14 protein-coding genes are annotated in these 13,994 nt (G+C 65.1%); 1 reads left to right on the top strand and 13 read right to left on the bottom strand.

The window, feature by feature from the left end; genetic code table 11:
* Positions 1 to 61 precede the first annotated feature (61 nt).
* Positions 62 to 1,582: a DEAD/DEAH box helicase gene (locus V5734_RS08310; protein WP_347313036.1), complete on the top strand. Its 1,521-nt coding sequence runs from the start codon at positions 62 to 64 to the stop codon at positions 1,580 to 1,582.
* 23 nt (positions 1,583 to 1,605) lie between these two features.
* On the opposite strand, the gene V5734_RS08305 is transcribed toward V5734_RS08310, so the two are convergent.
* The 13 genes from V5734_RS08305 to V5734_RS08245 all read right to left on the bottom strand — a co-directional run bounded on the left by V5734_RS08305 (position 1,606) and on the right by V5734_RS08245 (position 13,993).
* The gene (locus V5734_RS08305; protein WP_347313035.1) at positions 1,606 to 2,187 is read right to left on the bottom strand and encodes a GNAT family N-acetyltransferase; all 582 of its coding nucleotides are present in this window, start codon (positions 2,185 to 2,187) and stop codon (positions 1,606 to 1,608) included.
* 73 nt (positions 2,188 to 2,260) lie between these two features.
* On the bottom strand, positions 2,261 to 3,943 hold the full coding sequence (locus V5734_RS08300) for a ribonuclease J (RefSeq protein WP_347313034.1): 1,683 nt from the start codon (positions 3,941 to 3,943) through the stop codon (positions 2,261 to 2,263).
* Positions 3,940 to 4,719, bottom strand: a complete 780-nt coding sequence (locus tag V5734_RS08295; RefSeq protein ID WP_347313033.1) for a type III pantothenate kinase — start codon at positions 4,717 to 4,719, stop codon at positions 3,940 to 3,942. Before V5734_RS08295 ends, V5734_RS08300 begins: the two co-directional genes overlap by 4 nt.
* Before the next feature lie 11 nt (positions 4,720 to 4,730).
* On the bottom strand, positions 4,731 to 5,480 hold the full coding sequence (locus V5734_RS08290; RefSeq protein ID WP_347313595.1) for a biotin--[acetyl-CoA-carboxylase] ligase: 750 nt from the start codon (positions 5,478 to 5,480) through the stop codon (positions 4,731 to 4,733).
* A 10-nt stretch (positions 5,481 to 5,490) separates the two neighbouring features.
* Positions 5,491 to 6,930 (bottom strand): NADH-quinone oxidoreductase subunit NuoN, encoded by a 1,440-nt coding sequence (gene nuoN, locus V5734_RS08285; protein WP_347313032.1) that lies wholly within the window; start codon positions 6,928 to 6,930, stop codon positions 5,491 to 5,493.
* A gap of 13 nt (positions 6,931 to 6,943) precedes the next feature.
* A complete protein-coding gene (locus V5734_RS08280; RefSeq protein WP_347313031.1) occupies positions 6,944 to 8,482 on the bottom strand; it encodes an NADH-quinone oxidoreductase subunit M in 1,539 nt (512 codons plus the stop codon).
* Complete coding sequence (nuoL, locus tag V5734_RS08275; RefSeq protein WP_347313030.1) at positions 8,482 to 10,641, bottom strand: NADH-quinone oxidoreductase subunit L; 2,160 nt, start codon at positions 10,639 to 10,641, stop codon at positions 8,482 to 8,484. Before nuoL ends, V5734_RS08280 begins: the two co-directional genes overlap by 1 nt.
* A gap of 3 nt (positions 10,642 to 10,644) precedes the next feature.
* Positions 10,645 to 10,950, bottom strand: a complete 306-nt coding sequence (gene nuoK / locus V5734_RS08270) for an NADH-quinone oxidoreductase subunit NuoK (RefSeq protein ID WP_263333366.1) — start codon at positions 10,948 to 10,950, stop codon at positions 10,645 to 10,647.
* Between the two features lie 68 nt (positions 10,951 to 11,018).
* Complete coding sequence (locus tag V5734_RS08265) at positions 11,019 to 11,627, bottom strand: NADH-quinone oxidoreductase subunit J (protein WP_347313029.1); 609 nt, start codon at positions 11,625 to 11,627, stop codon at positions 11,019 to 11,021.
* Positions 11,624 to 12,043, bottom strand: coding sequence for a carboxymuconolactone decarboxylase family protein (locus V5734_RS08260; protein WP_347313028.1), 420 nt, complete (start codon positions 12,041 to 12,043; stop codon positions 11,624 to 11,626). Before V5734_RS08260 ends, V5734_RS08265 begins: the two co-directional genes overlap by 4 nt.
* Positions 12,040 to 12,543, bottom strand: coding sequence for an NADH-quinone oxidoreductase subunit NuoI (nuoI, locus tag V5734_RS08255; RefSeq protein ID WP_347313027.1), 504 nt, complete (start codon positions 12,541 to 12,543; stop codon positions 12,040 to 12,042). Before nuoI ends, V5734_RS08260 begins: the two co-directional genes overlap by 4 nt.
* A gap of 2 nt (positions 12,544 to 12,545) precedes the next feature.
* On the bottom strand, positions 12,546 to 13,583 hold the full coding sequence (gene nuoH / locus V5734_RS08250) for an NADH-quinone oxidoreductase subunit NuoH (RefSeq protein ID WP_347313026.1): 1,038 nt from the start codon (positions 13,581 to 13,583) through the stop codon (positions 12,546 to 12,548).
* Between the two features lie 23 nt (positions 13,584 to 13,606).
* Entirely contained in the window at positions 13,607 to 13,993 is a 387-nt protein-coding gene (locus tag V5734_RS08245) for a hypothetical protein (protein WP_347313025.1), read from the bottom strand.
* Position 13,994 lies beyond the last annotated feature (1 nt).

The following is a 13,994-nucleotide window of genomic DNA, read 5'->3' as shown; positions in this document are numbered from 1 at the left end:
GGGCGCCCGGGCTGTAGCGTCCCTTCACCCTGCGGTCCGATACCGCATCCGATGGACGCTGATGACCAAATTTTCTGACCTGAAGCTGGACCCCAAGGTCCTGCAAGCCATTGCCGAAGCCGGCTATGAAACCCCCACCCCGATCCAGGCCGGCGCCATTCCGCCCGCGCTCGAAGGCCGTGACGTACTCGGTATCGCGCAGACCGGGACCGGGAAAACCGCCTCTTTCACGCTGCCGATGATCACGCTTCTCGGCCGCGGCCGCGCCCGCGCGCGCATGCCGCGCTCGCTGGTCCTTGCGCCCACGCGGGAACTCGCGGCACAGGTGGCCGAGAACTTCGATGTTTATTCGAAACACACCAAGCTCACGAAGGCGCTTCTGATCGGCGGCGTCTCCTTCACCGAGCAGGACAAGCTCATCGACCGCGGCGTCGACGTGCTGATCGCCACGCCGGGCCGTCTGCTCGACCATTTCGAACGCGGCAAGCTTCTGCTGACCGGCGTGCAGATCATGGTGGTGGACGAGGCCGACCGGATGCTCGACATGGGCTTCATCCCGGATATCGAGCGCATCTTCTCGCTGACGCCCTTCACCCGTCAGACGCTCTTCTACTCCGCGACGATGGCGCCGGAGATCGAGCGCATCACCAACGCGTTCCTGCACACGCCGGCCCGGATCGAGGTCGCGCGCCAGGCGACGACCTCGGAGACCATCGAACAGCGGCTGATCGAATTGACGCCGACCCGCAAGGACCAGACCGCCAAGCAGAAGCGCGAACTTCTGCGCGCGGTGATCGCGGCCGAGGGCGAAGCCTGCACCAACGCGATCCTCTTCTGCAACCGCAAGACCGAGGTCGACATCCTCGCCAAGTCGCTGAAGACGCATGGCCTCAACGCCGCCCCGATCCACGGCGACCTCGACCAGAGCCAGCGGATGAAGACCCTCGACGGATTCCGCGACGGCTCCGTGCGGTTCCTCGTCGCTTCCGACGTCGCCGCGCGCGGGCTCGACATTCCAGCCGTCAGCCATGTCTTCAACTTCGACGTGCCGAGCCATGCCGAGGATTACGTCCACCGCATTGGCCGCACCGGCCGCGCCGGGCGCAAGGGTGTCGCGGTGACCATCGCGACGCCCGCCGACCAAAAATACCTCGACGCGATCGAACATCTCGTGAAGGCGAAACTGCCGCGCGTCGACGCGCCCGAAGGGTTCACGCTCAGCGAAGCGGCGCAGCGCCCGCCGCGCAAGGACGACGACAAGGGCAAGTCGCGCGGCCGGGATCGCGGCAGCCGCGACGACCGCCGCAGCCGGCCCATCAAGCCGCATGGCGAGGAAGCCCCTTTGGAGCCGGTGAGCCCGTCTGTCACAGCCGCGACGACCGCACCGGCTGAGGAAACCCCCAGGCCGGACCGTCAGGAGCGCCGCGAAGACCGTCGGGACGACAAGAAATCCGAACGCAAGCCCGAACGCCGCCGCGACGAGGATCGCCGCGACCGGGGCGGCCGCGACGAACCCGTGGTCGGGATGGGCGATCATGTGCCCGATTTCCTGATGCGCGGGCTGAAGACCGAGAAGGTCTGAACGAGGACTGTCCCGGCGCGAACCTATCGCGCCGGCCGCCGCATCGGATAGCGGCAGGGCGACCCGTCGATCCGCACCTCTGCCAGCAGTTCGAATCCGTGGCGCTGATAGACCGTCAGGTTGCGTGCGTTGGTCGATTCCAGATAGACCGGCAAGCCGTCCCTGTCGCACGCGGCCAGCCCGTGCTCCAGAAGCCGCGCCCCGAGCCCCCGGCCCCGATGCGCCGGATCGACGGCGATCAGCGACAGATGCCAATGCGACTCGTGCAGGTGATAGGGTTCGCACGCCGCCATCAGTGCCTGAAATCCTGCGATCCGGTCAGGCGCGAAATGCGTGCGCATGTTCGCCTCCAGCGCCATCGGATCGGGCGCGATACCGGGCGGCTGCCAGATCGCCATTCCCCAGCCATCGCCGATGATGTGGCTGGCCCCTTGCGCGAACCCGGGTTCGGCGTTCAGCCGCGCATAATCGTAATTGCTCTGCGTGAAGATATGCGGATCGGGCAATATCCATCGCACGAATGGGTCGGCGGCGAAGGCCACCGTCAGCAGCGCGCCCATCCGCTCCAGATCCGCGCCTGTGGCCGCCCGGATCGCGCTTTCCATTTGCCCCTCCCCGCGCCGAATGCACGGCGCAGGATACCCCGGAACCGCAGGAAAACGAACCGGCCTGCGGCAATCACTCCGCGACGAGGCGGCTCGTCACCACCGTAACCTCGGGTTTCTTGCCCACCTCTTCCATCGACACCTGACGGACGATCCGCCTGATCGCTTCGTCCATCTTGTCGTCGTCGCGCAGAACCTTGGCGCCGGCCGTGTCGAGGAATTCGTTCAACTCACCCTCGATCCGTTTGACCAGCGAGGCAGCGGATTTCGCCGTTTCGGACAGGCCCTTGATCTCCACCCAGGCGTCGCCCAGGGGCGCCTCGTCCTCGTCGAGGATCACGGTGGCCACCACATGCCCGTTCAGCGCCATGCGGATCCGGTCGCGCACGACCCCGTCGAGCGCCCCGATCAGCACCGACCCGTCAAGATAGGTCCGCCCGGTCTCGATATATTCGACCACGTCCGGCTCGTCCCCGGTGAGGTCGACCATCGTCCCGTTCACCGCCAGTTCGGCGGCGATGCCCCTGGCGATCCCGATCCGGCAATGTTCGCGCAGGTGCCGGTGCTCGCCATGCATGGGCAGCAGGATCTTCGGCGCCAAGAGGTCGTGCACCGCCTCGAGGTCCGGCCGGTTGGCGTGACCGGAGACGTGATAGAGCCCGTTACGGTCGTCCACCACGTCGACGCCCATCTCGGAAAACGCGTTCATGACCCGGATCACGCCACGTTCGTTGCCGGGAATGGTCTTCGAGGAAAAGAGGAACGTATCCCCCTCCTTCATCTCGAGCCCGAGATACTTGCCGCGCGCGAGCTGCGCCGAAGCGGCCCGGCGTTCGCCCTGGCTGCCCGTGACGATCAGCATCAGGTTCCCGCGCGAGACCTCGACCGCCTCTTCCGGCTGGATGATGGACGGGAAATCGGTCAGGACGCCGGTCTCCACCGCTGCCGTGATCATCTTCTTCATCGCCCGGCCGAGCAGGCAGACGGAGCGACCCGCCGCCTTGCCCGCCTCGGCCAGCGTCTTCAGGCGCGCGACGTTCGAGGCGAAGGTGGTCGCGACGACCATCCCCTCCTGCGCCGCGATCAACTCGCTGAGCGGTCCGGCGAGCGATGCTTCCGACCGCCCCGGCAGGGGTGAGAAGACGTTGGTGGAATCGCAGGTCAGCACCTTCACGCCCGCCCCCTCATGGGCGATCCGGTGCCATTCCTCGGGGTCGAAGGGCTCGCCGACGATGGGCGTCCCGTCGAGCTTGAAATCGGCTGTGTGGACGATCCGCCCTGCCGGCGTGTCGATGATGAGCGCGGAGCTTTCCGGGATCGAATGGCTGACAGGGACGAACTGCACCTTGAAGGGGCCGGCCTCCACCACTTCCGGGCGCGGCTTCACGATCCGGATCACGTCGAGGGGCTGGCCCTGCTCCTCCATCTTCAGGGTCGCGATGGCGGCGGTGAAGGCGCGGGCATAGACGGGGGCCTTCAGACGCGGCCAGAGATGGCCGAGCGCGCCGACATGATCCTCGTGCGCATGGGTGATGAAGATCGCCTCGATCCGGTCGGCATTCTCCGCCGCCCAGGTGATGTCCGGCATGATCAGATCGACGCCGGGAGAGCCGTCCATGTCCGGGAAGGTCACGCCAAGATCCACGACGATCAGCCGCTCCTTGCCTTCCGGCCCGTAGCCGAAGACATAGCAGTTCATGCCGATCTCGCCGGCCCCGCCCAGCGGGAGATAGATCAGGCGGTCCTTGGTGCTCATGCGTGTTCCAGTTCCTTGTTGTAGCGGTGGATCAGCACCAGCCCGTGCATCGTCAGATCATCCTCGACGCTGTCGAAGATCTCCGTGCCCTGATCGAAGAGGGGCGCGAGCCCCCCTGTCGCGATCACCTTCATCGGCCGTTCGCGCTCGATCCGGATCTGCTTCACGATCCCCTCGACCAGGCCGACATAGCCCCAGTAGATGCCCGACTGCATGCAGGCAACCGTATTCGTGCCGATGGCGTTTTGCGGTTTCGTGATGTCGACATGCGGCAGGGCGGCGGCGGCCATGTGCAGGGCCTCGAGCGACAGGTTGACGCCCGGCGCGATCACGCCGCCGATATACGCGCCATCGGTATCGACCACATCGAAGGTCGTCGCGGTGCCGAAATCGACGATGATGAGGTCGCCGCCATGCCGGTCGAAGCCGGCCACGGTGTTCACCAGCCGGTCCGGGCCGACCGTGGTGCCCTCATCGACGCGGGGCGCCACCGGCAGCGCGCAGTCGGGCTTTCCGACGACGAACGGCCGGCAGTTGAAATAGCGGTCGCAGAGGACCCGGAGGTTGAACACCACGCGCGGCACGGTCGAGGAGATGATCACCTCGTCGATCTCGACCGGCACCTTGTGGTGCTCCATCAGGGTCGAGAACCAGACATAGTACTGGTCCGCCGTCCGCTGATGCTCTGTCGCGGTCCGCAAGGTGCAGCGGAACCGCGTCCCGTCCCAGACGGAAAAGACGGTATTGGTGTTGCCGGTATCGATGCAGAGGAGCATCGGGGCCTCCCTCAGAAATAGACGTCGGCGGCGGGAACGGAGCGGCGGCCCCGCGCCGTCGCGATGACCAGCGCGCCATCCTCGGCGATGGTTTCGAACCGGCCCTCGATCACCTCGGTTCCGGTGCGGGCGGTGATCGTCTGGCCGAGCTTCGCGGCCCGTGCGAGCCAGGCGGTGCGGATCGGTCCGAATCCGTAGGTGGCAAGCTGCGCCTCCCAAGGCGCGAAAGCCGCGGCAAGATAGTCGAGGAGCGTCTCGGGCGCGATGCGGACCCCGGTCTCGCCCATCAGCGAGACGGGTCTGAGCGCGCCCGGCTCCACCGCATCGGCGGGCGGGGCATCGACAAGGTTCACGCCGATCCCGATCGCCAGATGGCCGACCGCGCCGCCCTGGCCCGCGCTTTCCAGTAGGATGCCCGCGACCTTTCCACCGTTGAGAAGGACGTCGTTCGGCCACTTCAGTGAGATCGTCGCGCCCGGCCCCGCGATCACGTCGAGCGCGTCGGCGAGCGCCAGGGCGGCGACGAAGCTGCGCAGCGCTGCCGCGGCCGGGTCACCCGCCGGGCGCATCACCAGCGTGGCGGCGAAGTTGCCTTTGGGAAAGGCCCAGGGCCGCCCCCGGCGCCCGCGCGCGGCCGTCTGGTGGCGGGCGAAGATCCAAGTCGGCTGGCTCAGCTGCGGCGCCAGCCGCGCCGCCTCGGAATTGGTGCTGTCCACCTCGTCTAGGACGTGGCGCACCACGCCCTCGGGCCAGCCGGACAGCGCCGTCCAGTCAGCGGACAAGGGTTTCCGCCGCCAGCGCCGCCGCGCCCTCGACCCCGAAGAGGTTGACGACGCCCGCCACCATGATGATCGCCGAGGCCATCAGCAACAGCCACTGCGCCGGCACCATGCGGGTGTCGAGCGCGTCGGTCTCGGTGCCGAAATACATGTAGTAGACGATGCGGAGGTAATAGAAGGCACCGATCACCGAAGCCACAGCCCCCGCCACCGCAAGCCAGATCATCCCCGCATTCACCGCCGCGAGAAGCACGCCGTACTTCGCGAAGAAGCCGAGCATCGGCGGCACGCCGGCAAGGCTGAACATCAGCACGAGCACCGCAAGCGCCTTGACCGGCGCCGTCTTCGAATAGAGATTCAGCGCCGCGATATCGGTCACCGGGGCGCCCTCGCGCTCCATCGACAGGATGAAGGCGAAGGTGCCGACGTTCATCGCGACATAGACCGCCATGTAGATCAGCATCGCCTGCACCCCGGCCTGCGTGCCGGCGGCAAGGCCGACCAGCGCGAAGCCCATATGGGCGATCGAGGAATAGGCCATCAGTCGCTTGATGTTCGTCTGCCCGATCGCGGCGATGGCACCGAGGAACATCGACAGCACCGCGAGAAGCGCCAGAACCTGGCTCCAGTCCTGCACGGCGGCCCCGAACGCGTCATGGACGAGCCGCGCGAAGAGCGCCATCGCCGCGACCTTGGGGGCGGTCGCGAAGAAGGCCGTGACCGGCGTGGGCGAGCCTTCGTAGACGTCCGGCGTCCACATGTGGAACGGCACGGCCGAGATCTTGAAGGCCAGACCGGTGATCAGGAAGACGAGGCCGAAGAGAAGACCGACCGAAACATGCCCGCCCTGGATCGTCTCGATGATCCCGGCGAAGAGGGTCGTCCCGGTGAAGCCGTAGGTCAGCGAGGCGCCGTAGAGCAGAAGGCCCGAGGACAGGGCGCCGAGAACGAAATACTTGAGGCCCGCCTCCGTCGACCTGGCGCTGTCCCGCCGCAGCGACGCCACGACGTAGAGCGACAGCGACTGCAGCTCCAGCCCCATGTAGAGCGACATGAGATCCCCGGCCGAGACCATGACCATCATGCCGGCGACCGCGAAGGCCACGAGAAGCGGGAATTCGAACCGCGCAAGGCCGCGCCGCGCCATGTAGTCCTGGCTCATCGCCAGCACCGCGGCGGCGGCCAGAAGCACCGTCACCTTGGCGAAGCGCGAAAAGGCGTCGTCGGTGAACATGCCGCCGAAGGCCATCCGGTCGCCCGACCCCGACAGCCCGATCCAGGCCGCGATGCCGACGAACACGACGACCGTCGCCCAGGTCAGGGGGCCGGTCATCTCGTCCTTGCCGGTGTAGACCGCGCCGAGGAGCGCGGCCATCGCGTAAAGGACGAGAACCACTTCGGGCAGGATGGCGGAGAAATCAGCGGAGATCATCGCGTATCGTCCTTCAGTGGCTGGCCACCTGCATCCCCGCATCGGCGGGAATGGCGGCGTGGTATTCGGAGACAAGGGCGGAGACCGACGGCCCGATCATGTCGGTGACGAGGCTCGGGTAGATGCCAAGGAGAAGCGTCATCGCGACGAGTGGCGCGAAGATCGCCTTTTCACGGCGGGACATGTCAGTGATGGTCTTCAGGCTTTCCTTGATCAGGTCACCGAAGACCACCCTGCGGTAGAGCCAGAGCGCATATGCGGCACTCAGGATCACGCCCGAAGTGGCGACGGCGGCGACCCAGGTATTGACCTGGAAGATGCCCATCAGCGTCAGGAACTCTCCGACGAAGCCAGAGGTGCCCGGCAGGCCGACATTGGCCATGGTGAAGAACATGAAGATCAGCGCATAGGCCGGCATCCTGTTCACGAGGCCGCCATAGGCGTCGATCTCGCGCGTGTGCATCCGGTCGTAAATGACACCGACGCAGAGGAAGAGCGCGCCGGAGATGAAGCCGTGGCTCAGCATCTGGAAGATCGCGCCGTCGACGCCCTGCTGGTTCGCCGCGAAGATGCCCATCGTCACGTAACCCATATGGGCGACCGAGGAATAGGCGATCAGCTTCTTCATGTCCGACTGCGCGAGCGCCACGAGCGACGTGTAGACGATCGCGATCGCGCTCATCCAGAAGATCAGTCCGGCGAGTTCATAGGATGCGATGGGGAACATCGGCAGCGAGAAGCGCAGGAAGCCGTAGCCCCCCATCTTCAGGAGGATCGCCGCCAGCACGACCGAGCCCGCCGTCGGCGCCTGAACGTGCGCGTCCGGCAACCAGGTATGGACGGGCCACATCGGCATCTTCACCGCGAAGGAGGCGAAGAAGGCCAGCCAGAGAAGCGTCTGCATGCCGCCCACGACCCGGAAGCCGAGGACATTCAGCGTTTCGGACGAGAACTGGTGGGTCAGGAGCGTCGGGATATCGGTCGTGCCCGCATCGACATACATCGCGATCATCGCGACGAGCATCAGGACCGAGCCCAGGAACGTGTAGAGGAAGAACTTGAAGGCGGCGTAGATCCGCTCCTTCCCGCCCCAGATGCCGATGATCAGGAACATCGGAATGAGGCCGGCCTCGAAGAAGAGGTAGAAGAGGACGAGGTCGAGCGCCACGAAGACGCCGATCATCAGCCCTTCGAGGACGAGGAAGGCGACCATGTATTCCTTCACCCGCTTGTCCACCTCCCAGCATGACAGGATGGTGATCGGCATGAGGAAGGTGGTCAGGAGGACGAAGAGGACGGAGATGCCGTCGACGCCGACCTTGTAGGTCAGGCCCATGATCCAGGTCCGCTCCTCCACGAACTGGAACCCGGTATCGGCGGGCACGAAGCCCGACAGCAGGAAGAGCGAGACGAGGAAGGTCGCCGTCGTCGCGATCAGGGCCAGCCACTTCGCGTTCCTCTGCGCCGCCGGATCGTCGCCCTTCAGAAAGAGCGCGAGGATCGCCGCCGCGACGAGGGGCAGGAAGGTGATGATGGAAAGCAGGTTTTCCATTAGTGCGCGCCCCCCGAGAGCGTCATCCAGACAAGAAGCACCGCGATGCCGATGACCATCGCGAAGGCATAGGTGAAGATGTAGCCCGACTGCATCCGCGCCGCGATCCGCGTCAGCATCGGGACAAAGCCCATCGCGACCCCGTTGATCGTGCCGTCGATGACATTGCCGTCGCCGCGCTTCCACAGGAACGACCCCAGCCGTTTCGCCGGCCCGACGAAGATCGCGTCGTAGATTTCGTCGAAATACCACTTGTTGAGCAGGAACCGGTAGAGGATCGGCTGCTGTGCCGCGAGGCGTCCGGGGATCGAGGGATCCTTGATGTAGAAGACCCAGGCTGTGACGAAGCCGATCAGCATGGCGACGAAGGGCGAGACCTTGACCCAGGCCGGCGCGTGGTGCGCGTCGTCGAGAACCGTGTTCGATGCCTCGGACATGTAGATCGCCCCTTCCGGCGCGTGCCCGGCGGTGACGGCGTGATCGCCTTCGGCCGCAGAAACAGCCGCGTTCTCGCCCTCTGCCGCAGCCGCCGTGTGGTCGGTGGCAGCCTCGGTCGTCGCAGCATGGTCGCCAGTGGCTTCGGTCGTGGTGGCCGCGGCTTCGCCATGCCCCTCCGCTGCCGCCTCGGCGTGATGCGGCATCGCGAAGAAGCTCAGCATACGGTCGTGATCGCCGAAGAAGGGCTTGTACCAGAGCATGCCCGCGAAGACCGCGCCGAGGGCCAGCACGCCCAAGGGCGCGACCATCGTCATCGGGCTTTCATGGGCATGGTCGTGCGCGTGATGGTCGCCGCGCGCCTTGCCGTAGAAGGTCATGAACATCAGCCGCCAGGAATAGAAGCTGGTGAAGAGCGCGGCCACCACCAGCGCCACGAAGGCGAACATGTTGCCCGACCCGAAGGCGCTTTCGATGATCGCGTCCTTCGACAGGAAGCCGGCGAAGCCGATCGCGGTCAGCGGGATGCCGACGCCGGTGATCGCCAGCGTGCCGATCATCATCGCCCAGAACGTGTAGGGGATCTTCGCCCGCAGGCCGCCGTAGTTCCGCATGTCCTGCTCGTGGTGCATCGCGTGGATGACGGAACCCGCGCCGAGGAACAGCATCGCCTTGAAGAAGGCATGGGTGAAAAGATGGAACATCGCCGCACCGTAGACGCCCGCGCCGGCCGCCACGAACATGTAGCCGAGCTGCGAACAGGTCGAATAGGCGATGACGCGCTTGATGTCGTTCTGGACGAGGCCCACGGTCGCCGCGAAGAACGCCGTCGCAGCACCAATATACATCACGAAGCTCTTCGCCTCGGGCGCGTATTCGAACAAGGGCGACATGCGGCAGACGAGGAACACGCCCGCCGTCACCATGGTCGCGGCGTGGATGAGGGCGGAGACCGGCGTCGGGCCCTCCATCGCGTCCGGCAGCCAGGTGTGGAGGAAAAGCTGCGCCGACTTGCCCATCGCGCCGACGAAAAGGAGGAAGGCGAGAAGGTTCGCCGCGTTCCAGTCGGCCCAGAGGAAGCGCAGGTTGGTCTCGGCCAGTGTGGGGGCGGCGGCGAAGACGTCGTCCATGTTGATCGAGTCGACGAGGTAGAAGAGCCCGAAGATCCCGAGCGCGAAGCCGAAGTCGCCGATCCGGTTGACCACGAAGGCCTTGATCGCGGCGGCGTTGGCGGATGCCTTGCGGTAGTAGAAGCCGATCAGCAGGTAGGAGGCGACGCCGACGCCCTCCCATCCGAAGAACATCTGGACGAGGTTGTCGGCCGTCACCAGCGCCAGCATCGCGAAGGTGAAGAACGAGAGATAGGCGAAGAAGCGCGGCTTGTAGCTTTCGCCTTCGCGCCAGTTCTCGTCATGGGCCATGTAGCCCCAGGAATAGAGGTGGACGAGCGCCGAGACGGTCGTCACCACGATCAGCATGATCGCGGTCAGCCGGTCGAGACGGATCGACCACGACGTGTCCAGACTCCCCGAGCGGATGAAGTCGAGGACATGGATATGCTGGGTCGTGCCGTCGAAGCCGAGGAAGGTGATCCACGACAGAAGGCAGGCGAGGAACAGAAGGCCCGTCGTCACCACCAGCGCGCCGGTCTCGCCGATCACGCGCCAGCCGAAGCCGCCGATGATCGCGCCGACCAGCGGGGCAAAGAGGATGATCGTTTCCATGCTTTACCCTTTCATCACGTTGACGTCTTCGACGTCGATAGTGCCGCGGTTGCGGAAGAAGCAGACGAGGATCGCGAGGCCGATGGCCGCCTCGGCGGCCGCCACGGTCAGAACGAACATCGTGAAGACCTGACCGACGAGGTCATGGAGGAACGAGGAGAAGGCGACGAAGTTGATGTTCACCGCCAGGAGCATCAGTTCGATCGACATCAGGATGACGATGACGTTCTTCCTGTTGAGGAAGATGCCGAAGATGCCGATCACGAACAAAGCGGCGGCAACGCCAAGGTAATGTGTCAGTCCGATCATTCTCGTCCCTCCGGGCCTGGCCCGATTTGGTTCGTCACGCACGCCGCCTCAGGCGGCGCAGCCAATTCTCAAAGCCCCTGCCCCGGCTTCACGTCCTTCAGTTCCATCGCCTTGGCCGGATCGCGCCACATCTGGTGGAGCACGTTCTGGCGCTTGACGTCCTTGCGGTGGCGGAGCGTCAGGACGATCGCCCCGATCATCGCGACCAGCAGGATCAGCCCGGCAAGCTGGAACAAGAGGATGTACTTGTCGTAGATCAGCAGCCCCAGCGCGGCCGTGTTCTGCACGTCGTCCGGTGCCACTGCGCCGCGCATGGCCTCGGCCGTCTCGGCGGTCTGCCACGAGCCGAAGGCGATGCCGAGCTGCATCAGGATCACCACGCCGATCAGGAGCCCGAGCGGCATGTAGCGCGCCATCTCGCCCTTCAACTCGGCGAAATCGACGTCGAGCATCATCACCACGAAGAGGAACAGCACCGCGACCGCGCCGACATAGACGATGACCAGCAGCATCGCCACGAACTCCGCCCCCAAGAGGACGAAGAGCCCAGCCGAGGACAGGAAGGCGAGGATCAGCCACAGGACCGAATGGACCGGGTTGCGCGCCAGAACCACCATCAGCCCCGACGCGACGACCGTCACGGCGAAAAGGTAGAACGCGAACACCATGACACTCATGCGTCATCTCCCGTTTTGTCACCGGCTTCGTCGAAGACGCCCTGGGCGATCTCGAGCGCCTTGGTCATGGCGGGCACCCCGCCGAACATGCTCATCTGGTAGATCACTTCCGCGATCTCGCGCTTGGTCGCCCCGGCTTCGAGCGCATGGCGGATCGTCAGCTTCATCTGCGGCTCGGCCTGCGCGCCAAGCACGGTCAACGCGGCGACCGTGACCAGAAGCCGGGTCTTGGCGTCCAGCCCCTCGCGATTGAAGGTCTTGCCGAACCACATCTCCATCATGTCCTTGGTCATGGTGGGGACCATCTTGTCGAGGCCCGCGACCGAGAAATTCTCCAGCGCAGGGTTGAAGGTGCGGGCCATCTCCTGGCCCTGCTCCATCATCTGCGCGAAGAGTTTCTGAAAGGCGTCGGTCATCTGTAGGGCGCGTCCAGTTCGAGGTTGCGGGCGATCTCGGCCTCCCAGCGGGCGCCGTTGTCGAGAAGCTTGGCCTTGTCGTAGAACAGTTCCTCGCGCGTCTCGGTCGCGAATTCGAAGTTCGGGCCTTCCACGATGGCATCGACCGGGCAGGCCTCCTGGCAGAAGCCGCAATAGATGCACTTTGTCATGTCGATGTCGTAGCGCGTGGTGCGGCGGGAGCCGTCCTCGCGCGGTTCGGCGTCGATGGTGATCGCCTGCGCCGGGCACACGGCCTCGCAGAGCTTGCAGGCGATGCATCGTTCCTCGCCGTTCGGATATCGGCGGAGCGCATGCTCACCACGGAACCGGGGGCTGAGCGGCCCCTTTTCGTGCGGGTAGTTCAGCGTCGCCTTCGGCGCGAAGAAGTATTTGAAGCCGAGCCCGAAGCCCTTGATGAAATCGAAGAGCAGGAAGTATTTCGCGGCGCGGGTGTAGTCGGTCGTGCGTGCCGGTCCCATGATCAGCCCCCCATCGCCCAGCGCGCCCAGAAGCCGCCGAGCACTTCGAATTTCGCCAGGAACGAGACGATCACCACCCAACCGATCGACAGGGGCAGGAACACCTTCCAGCCGATCCGCATGAGCTGGTCGTAGCGATAGCGCGGGACGATCGCCTTCACCATCGCGAAGAGGAAGAAGAAGACCCACATCTTGGCAACCATCCACCACCAACCGTCGGGCAGGAACGGGATGGGCGACAGCCAGCCGCCAAAGAACAGGATCGACATCAGCGCGCACATCAGGAAGATCGCGATGTATTCGCCCGCCATGAAGAGAAGGTAGGGGGTCGAGGAATATTCGACCATGAAGCCCGCGACCAGTTCGGATTCCGCTTCCGGCAGATCGAAGGGCGGGCGGTTGGTCTCGGCCAGTGCGCTCACGAAGAACAGCACCACCATCGGCAGATGCGGCAGCCAGTACCAGTTGAAGAGGCCGTAGGAACCTTCCTGCGCCTGAACGATCGCCGAGAAGTTCATGCTTCCGGTCGAGATGATCACCCCGATGATGATCAGGCCCAGCGAGACCTCGTAGGAGATCATCTGCGCCGCCGACCGCAAGCTTCCGAGGAACGGGTATTTGGAGTTCGAGGCCCAGCCGCCCATGATCACGCCGTAGACCTCGAGCGAGGAGACCGCGAAGACGAAGAGGATCGCGACGTTGATGTCGGCCAGCACCCAGCCCGGATGGAAGGGGATCACCGCCCAGGCGAGGATCGCCAGCACGAAGGACAGCATCGGCGCGAGGAAGAAGACGAACTTGTCCGCCCCGGCCGGCACCACAATTTCCTTGACCACGTATTTCAGCGCGTCGGCCACCGATTGCAAAAGACCGAAGGCGCCGACGACGTTCGGCCCCTTGCGCATCTGCACCGCCGCCCAGATCTTCCGGTCGCCATAGACGAGGAAGAGAAGCGACAGCATCACGAAGGCGATGATGCCGAGGCCCTGCACGAGGATGAGCAGGAACGTGCCCAGTGGTGTTGCCAGAAAGTCCGCCATGTCTGTCCCTCAGCCCGTCCTTCTTAGACCGTCGGTATGCCGCGTTCGGCGCAGTCTGAAACTGTCACTTCCGCGTCGATCGTCTTCACGCCGCGTGGCAGCGTCGGCGAGATGCTGTAAACAGCATCCGCGATCCAAACGCCACCCTCTTCCTTCACATTCGTCGTGACCCGCCGGGCGAATCCGGCGTTCTTTTCCAGTGTGTAGCCAGCGACGACGCAGGTCACATAGGCTTCGATCCCGGCCTCGTCCCGCGCGCCCTTCATGGTCACGAGAAAACCGTAAAGATCGCCGCCCATGCCCACCGGATCGGCGCCGCCATAGACCGGCGCCTCGGACACACCGGCACAGGCCGTCAGCGCGGTCAGAAGACCGCCCGTCAGGACCAGCGCTGGCAGTGTCCGCACCATG

The sequence above is a fragment of the Defluviimonas sp. SAOS-178_SWC genome (assembly GCF_039830135.1).
Lineage (GTDB): Bacteria > Pseudomonadota > Alphaproteobacteria > Rhodobacterales > Rhodobacteraceae > Albidovulum.
This window is presented reverse-complemented; position numbering and strand designations above follow the sequence as displayed.

Coding starts and splice junctions, on each gene's coding strand:
- V5734_RS08310 (WP_347313036.1), top strand. CDS start 62: ATGACCAAATTTTCTGACCTGAAGCTGGACCCCAAGGTCCTGCAAGCC.
- V5734_RS08305 (WP_347313035.1), bottom strand. CDS start 2,187: ATGGAAAGCGCGATCCGGGCGGCCACAGGCGCGGATCTGGAGCGGATG.
- V5734_RS08300 (WP_347313034.1), bottom strand. CDS start 3,943: ATGAGCACCAAGGACCGCCTGATCTATCTCCCGCTGGGCGGGGCCGGC.
- V5734_RS08295 (WP_347313033.1), bottom strand. CDS start 4,719: ATGCTCCTCTGCATCGATACCGGCAACACCAATACCGTCTTTTCCGTC.
- nuoN (WP_347313032.1), bottom strand. CDS start 6,930: ATGATCTCCGCTGATTTCTCCGCCATCCTGCCCGAAGTGGTTCTCGTC.
- V5734_RS08280 (WP_347313031.1), bottom strand. CDS start 8,482: ATGGAAAACCTGCTTTCCATCATCACCTTCCTGCCCCTCGTCGCGGCG.
- nuoL (WP_347313030.1), bottom strand. CDS start 10,641: ATGGAAACGATCATCCTCTTTGCCCCGCTGGTCGGCGCGATCATCGGC.
- nuoK (WP_263333366.1), bottom strand. CDS start 10,950: ATGATCGGACTGACACATTACCTTGGCGTTGCCGCCGCTTTGTTCGTG.
- V5734_RS08265 (WP_347313029.1), bottom strand. CDS start 11,627: ATGAGTGTCATGGTGTTCGCGTTCTACCTTTTCGCCGTGACGGTCGTC.
- V5734_RS08260 (WP_347313028.1), bottom strand. CDS start 12,043: ATGACCGACGCCTTTCAGAAACTCTTCGCGCAGATGATGGAGCAGGGC.
- nuoI (WP_347313027.1), bottom strand. CDS start 12,543: ATGGGACCGGCACGCACGACCGACTACACCCGCGCCGCGAAATACTTC.
- nuoH (WP_347313026.1), bottom strand. CDS start 13,583: ATGGCGGACTTTCTGGCAACACCACTGGGCACGTTCCTGCTCATCCTC.
- V5734_RS08245 (WP_347313025.1), bottom strand. CDS start 13,993: ATGGTGCGGACACTGCCAGCGCTGGTCCTGACGGGCGGTCTTCTGACC.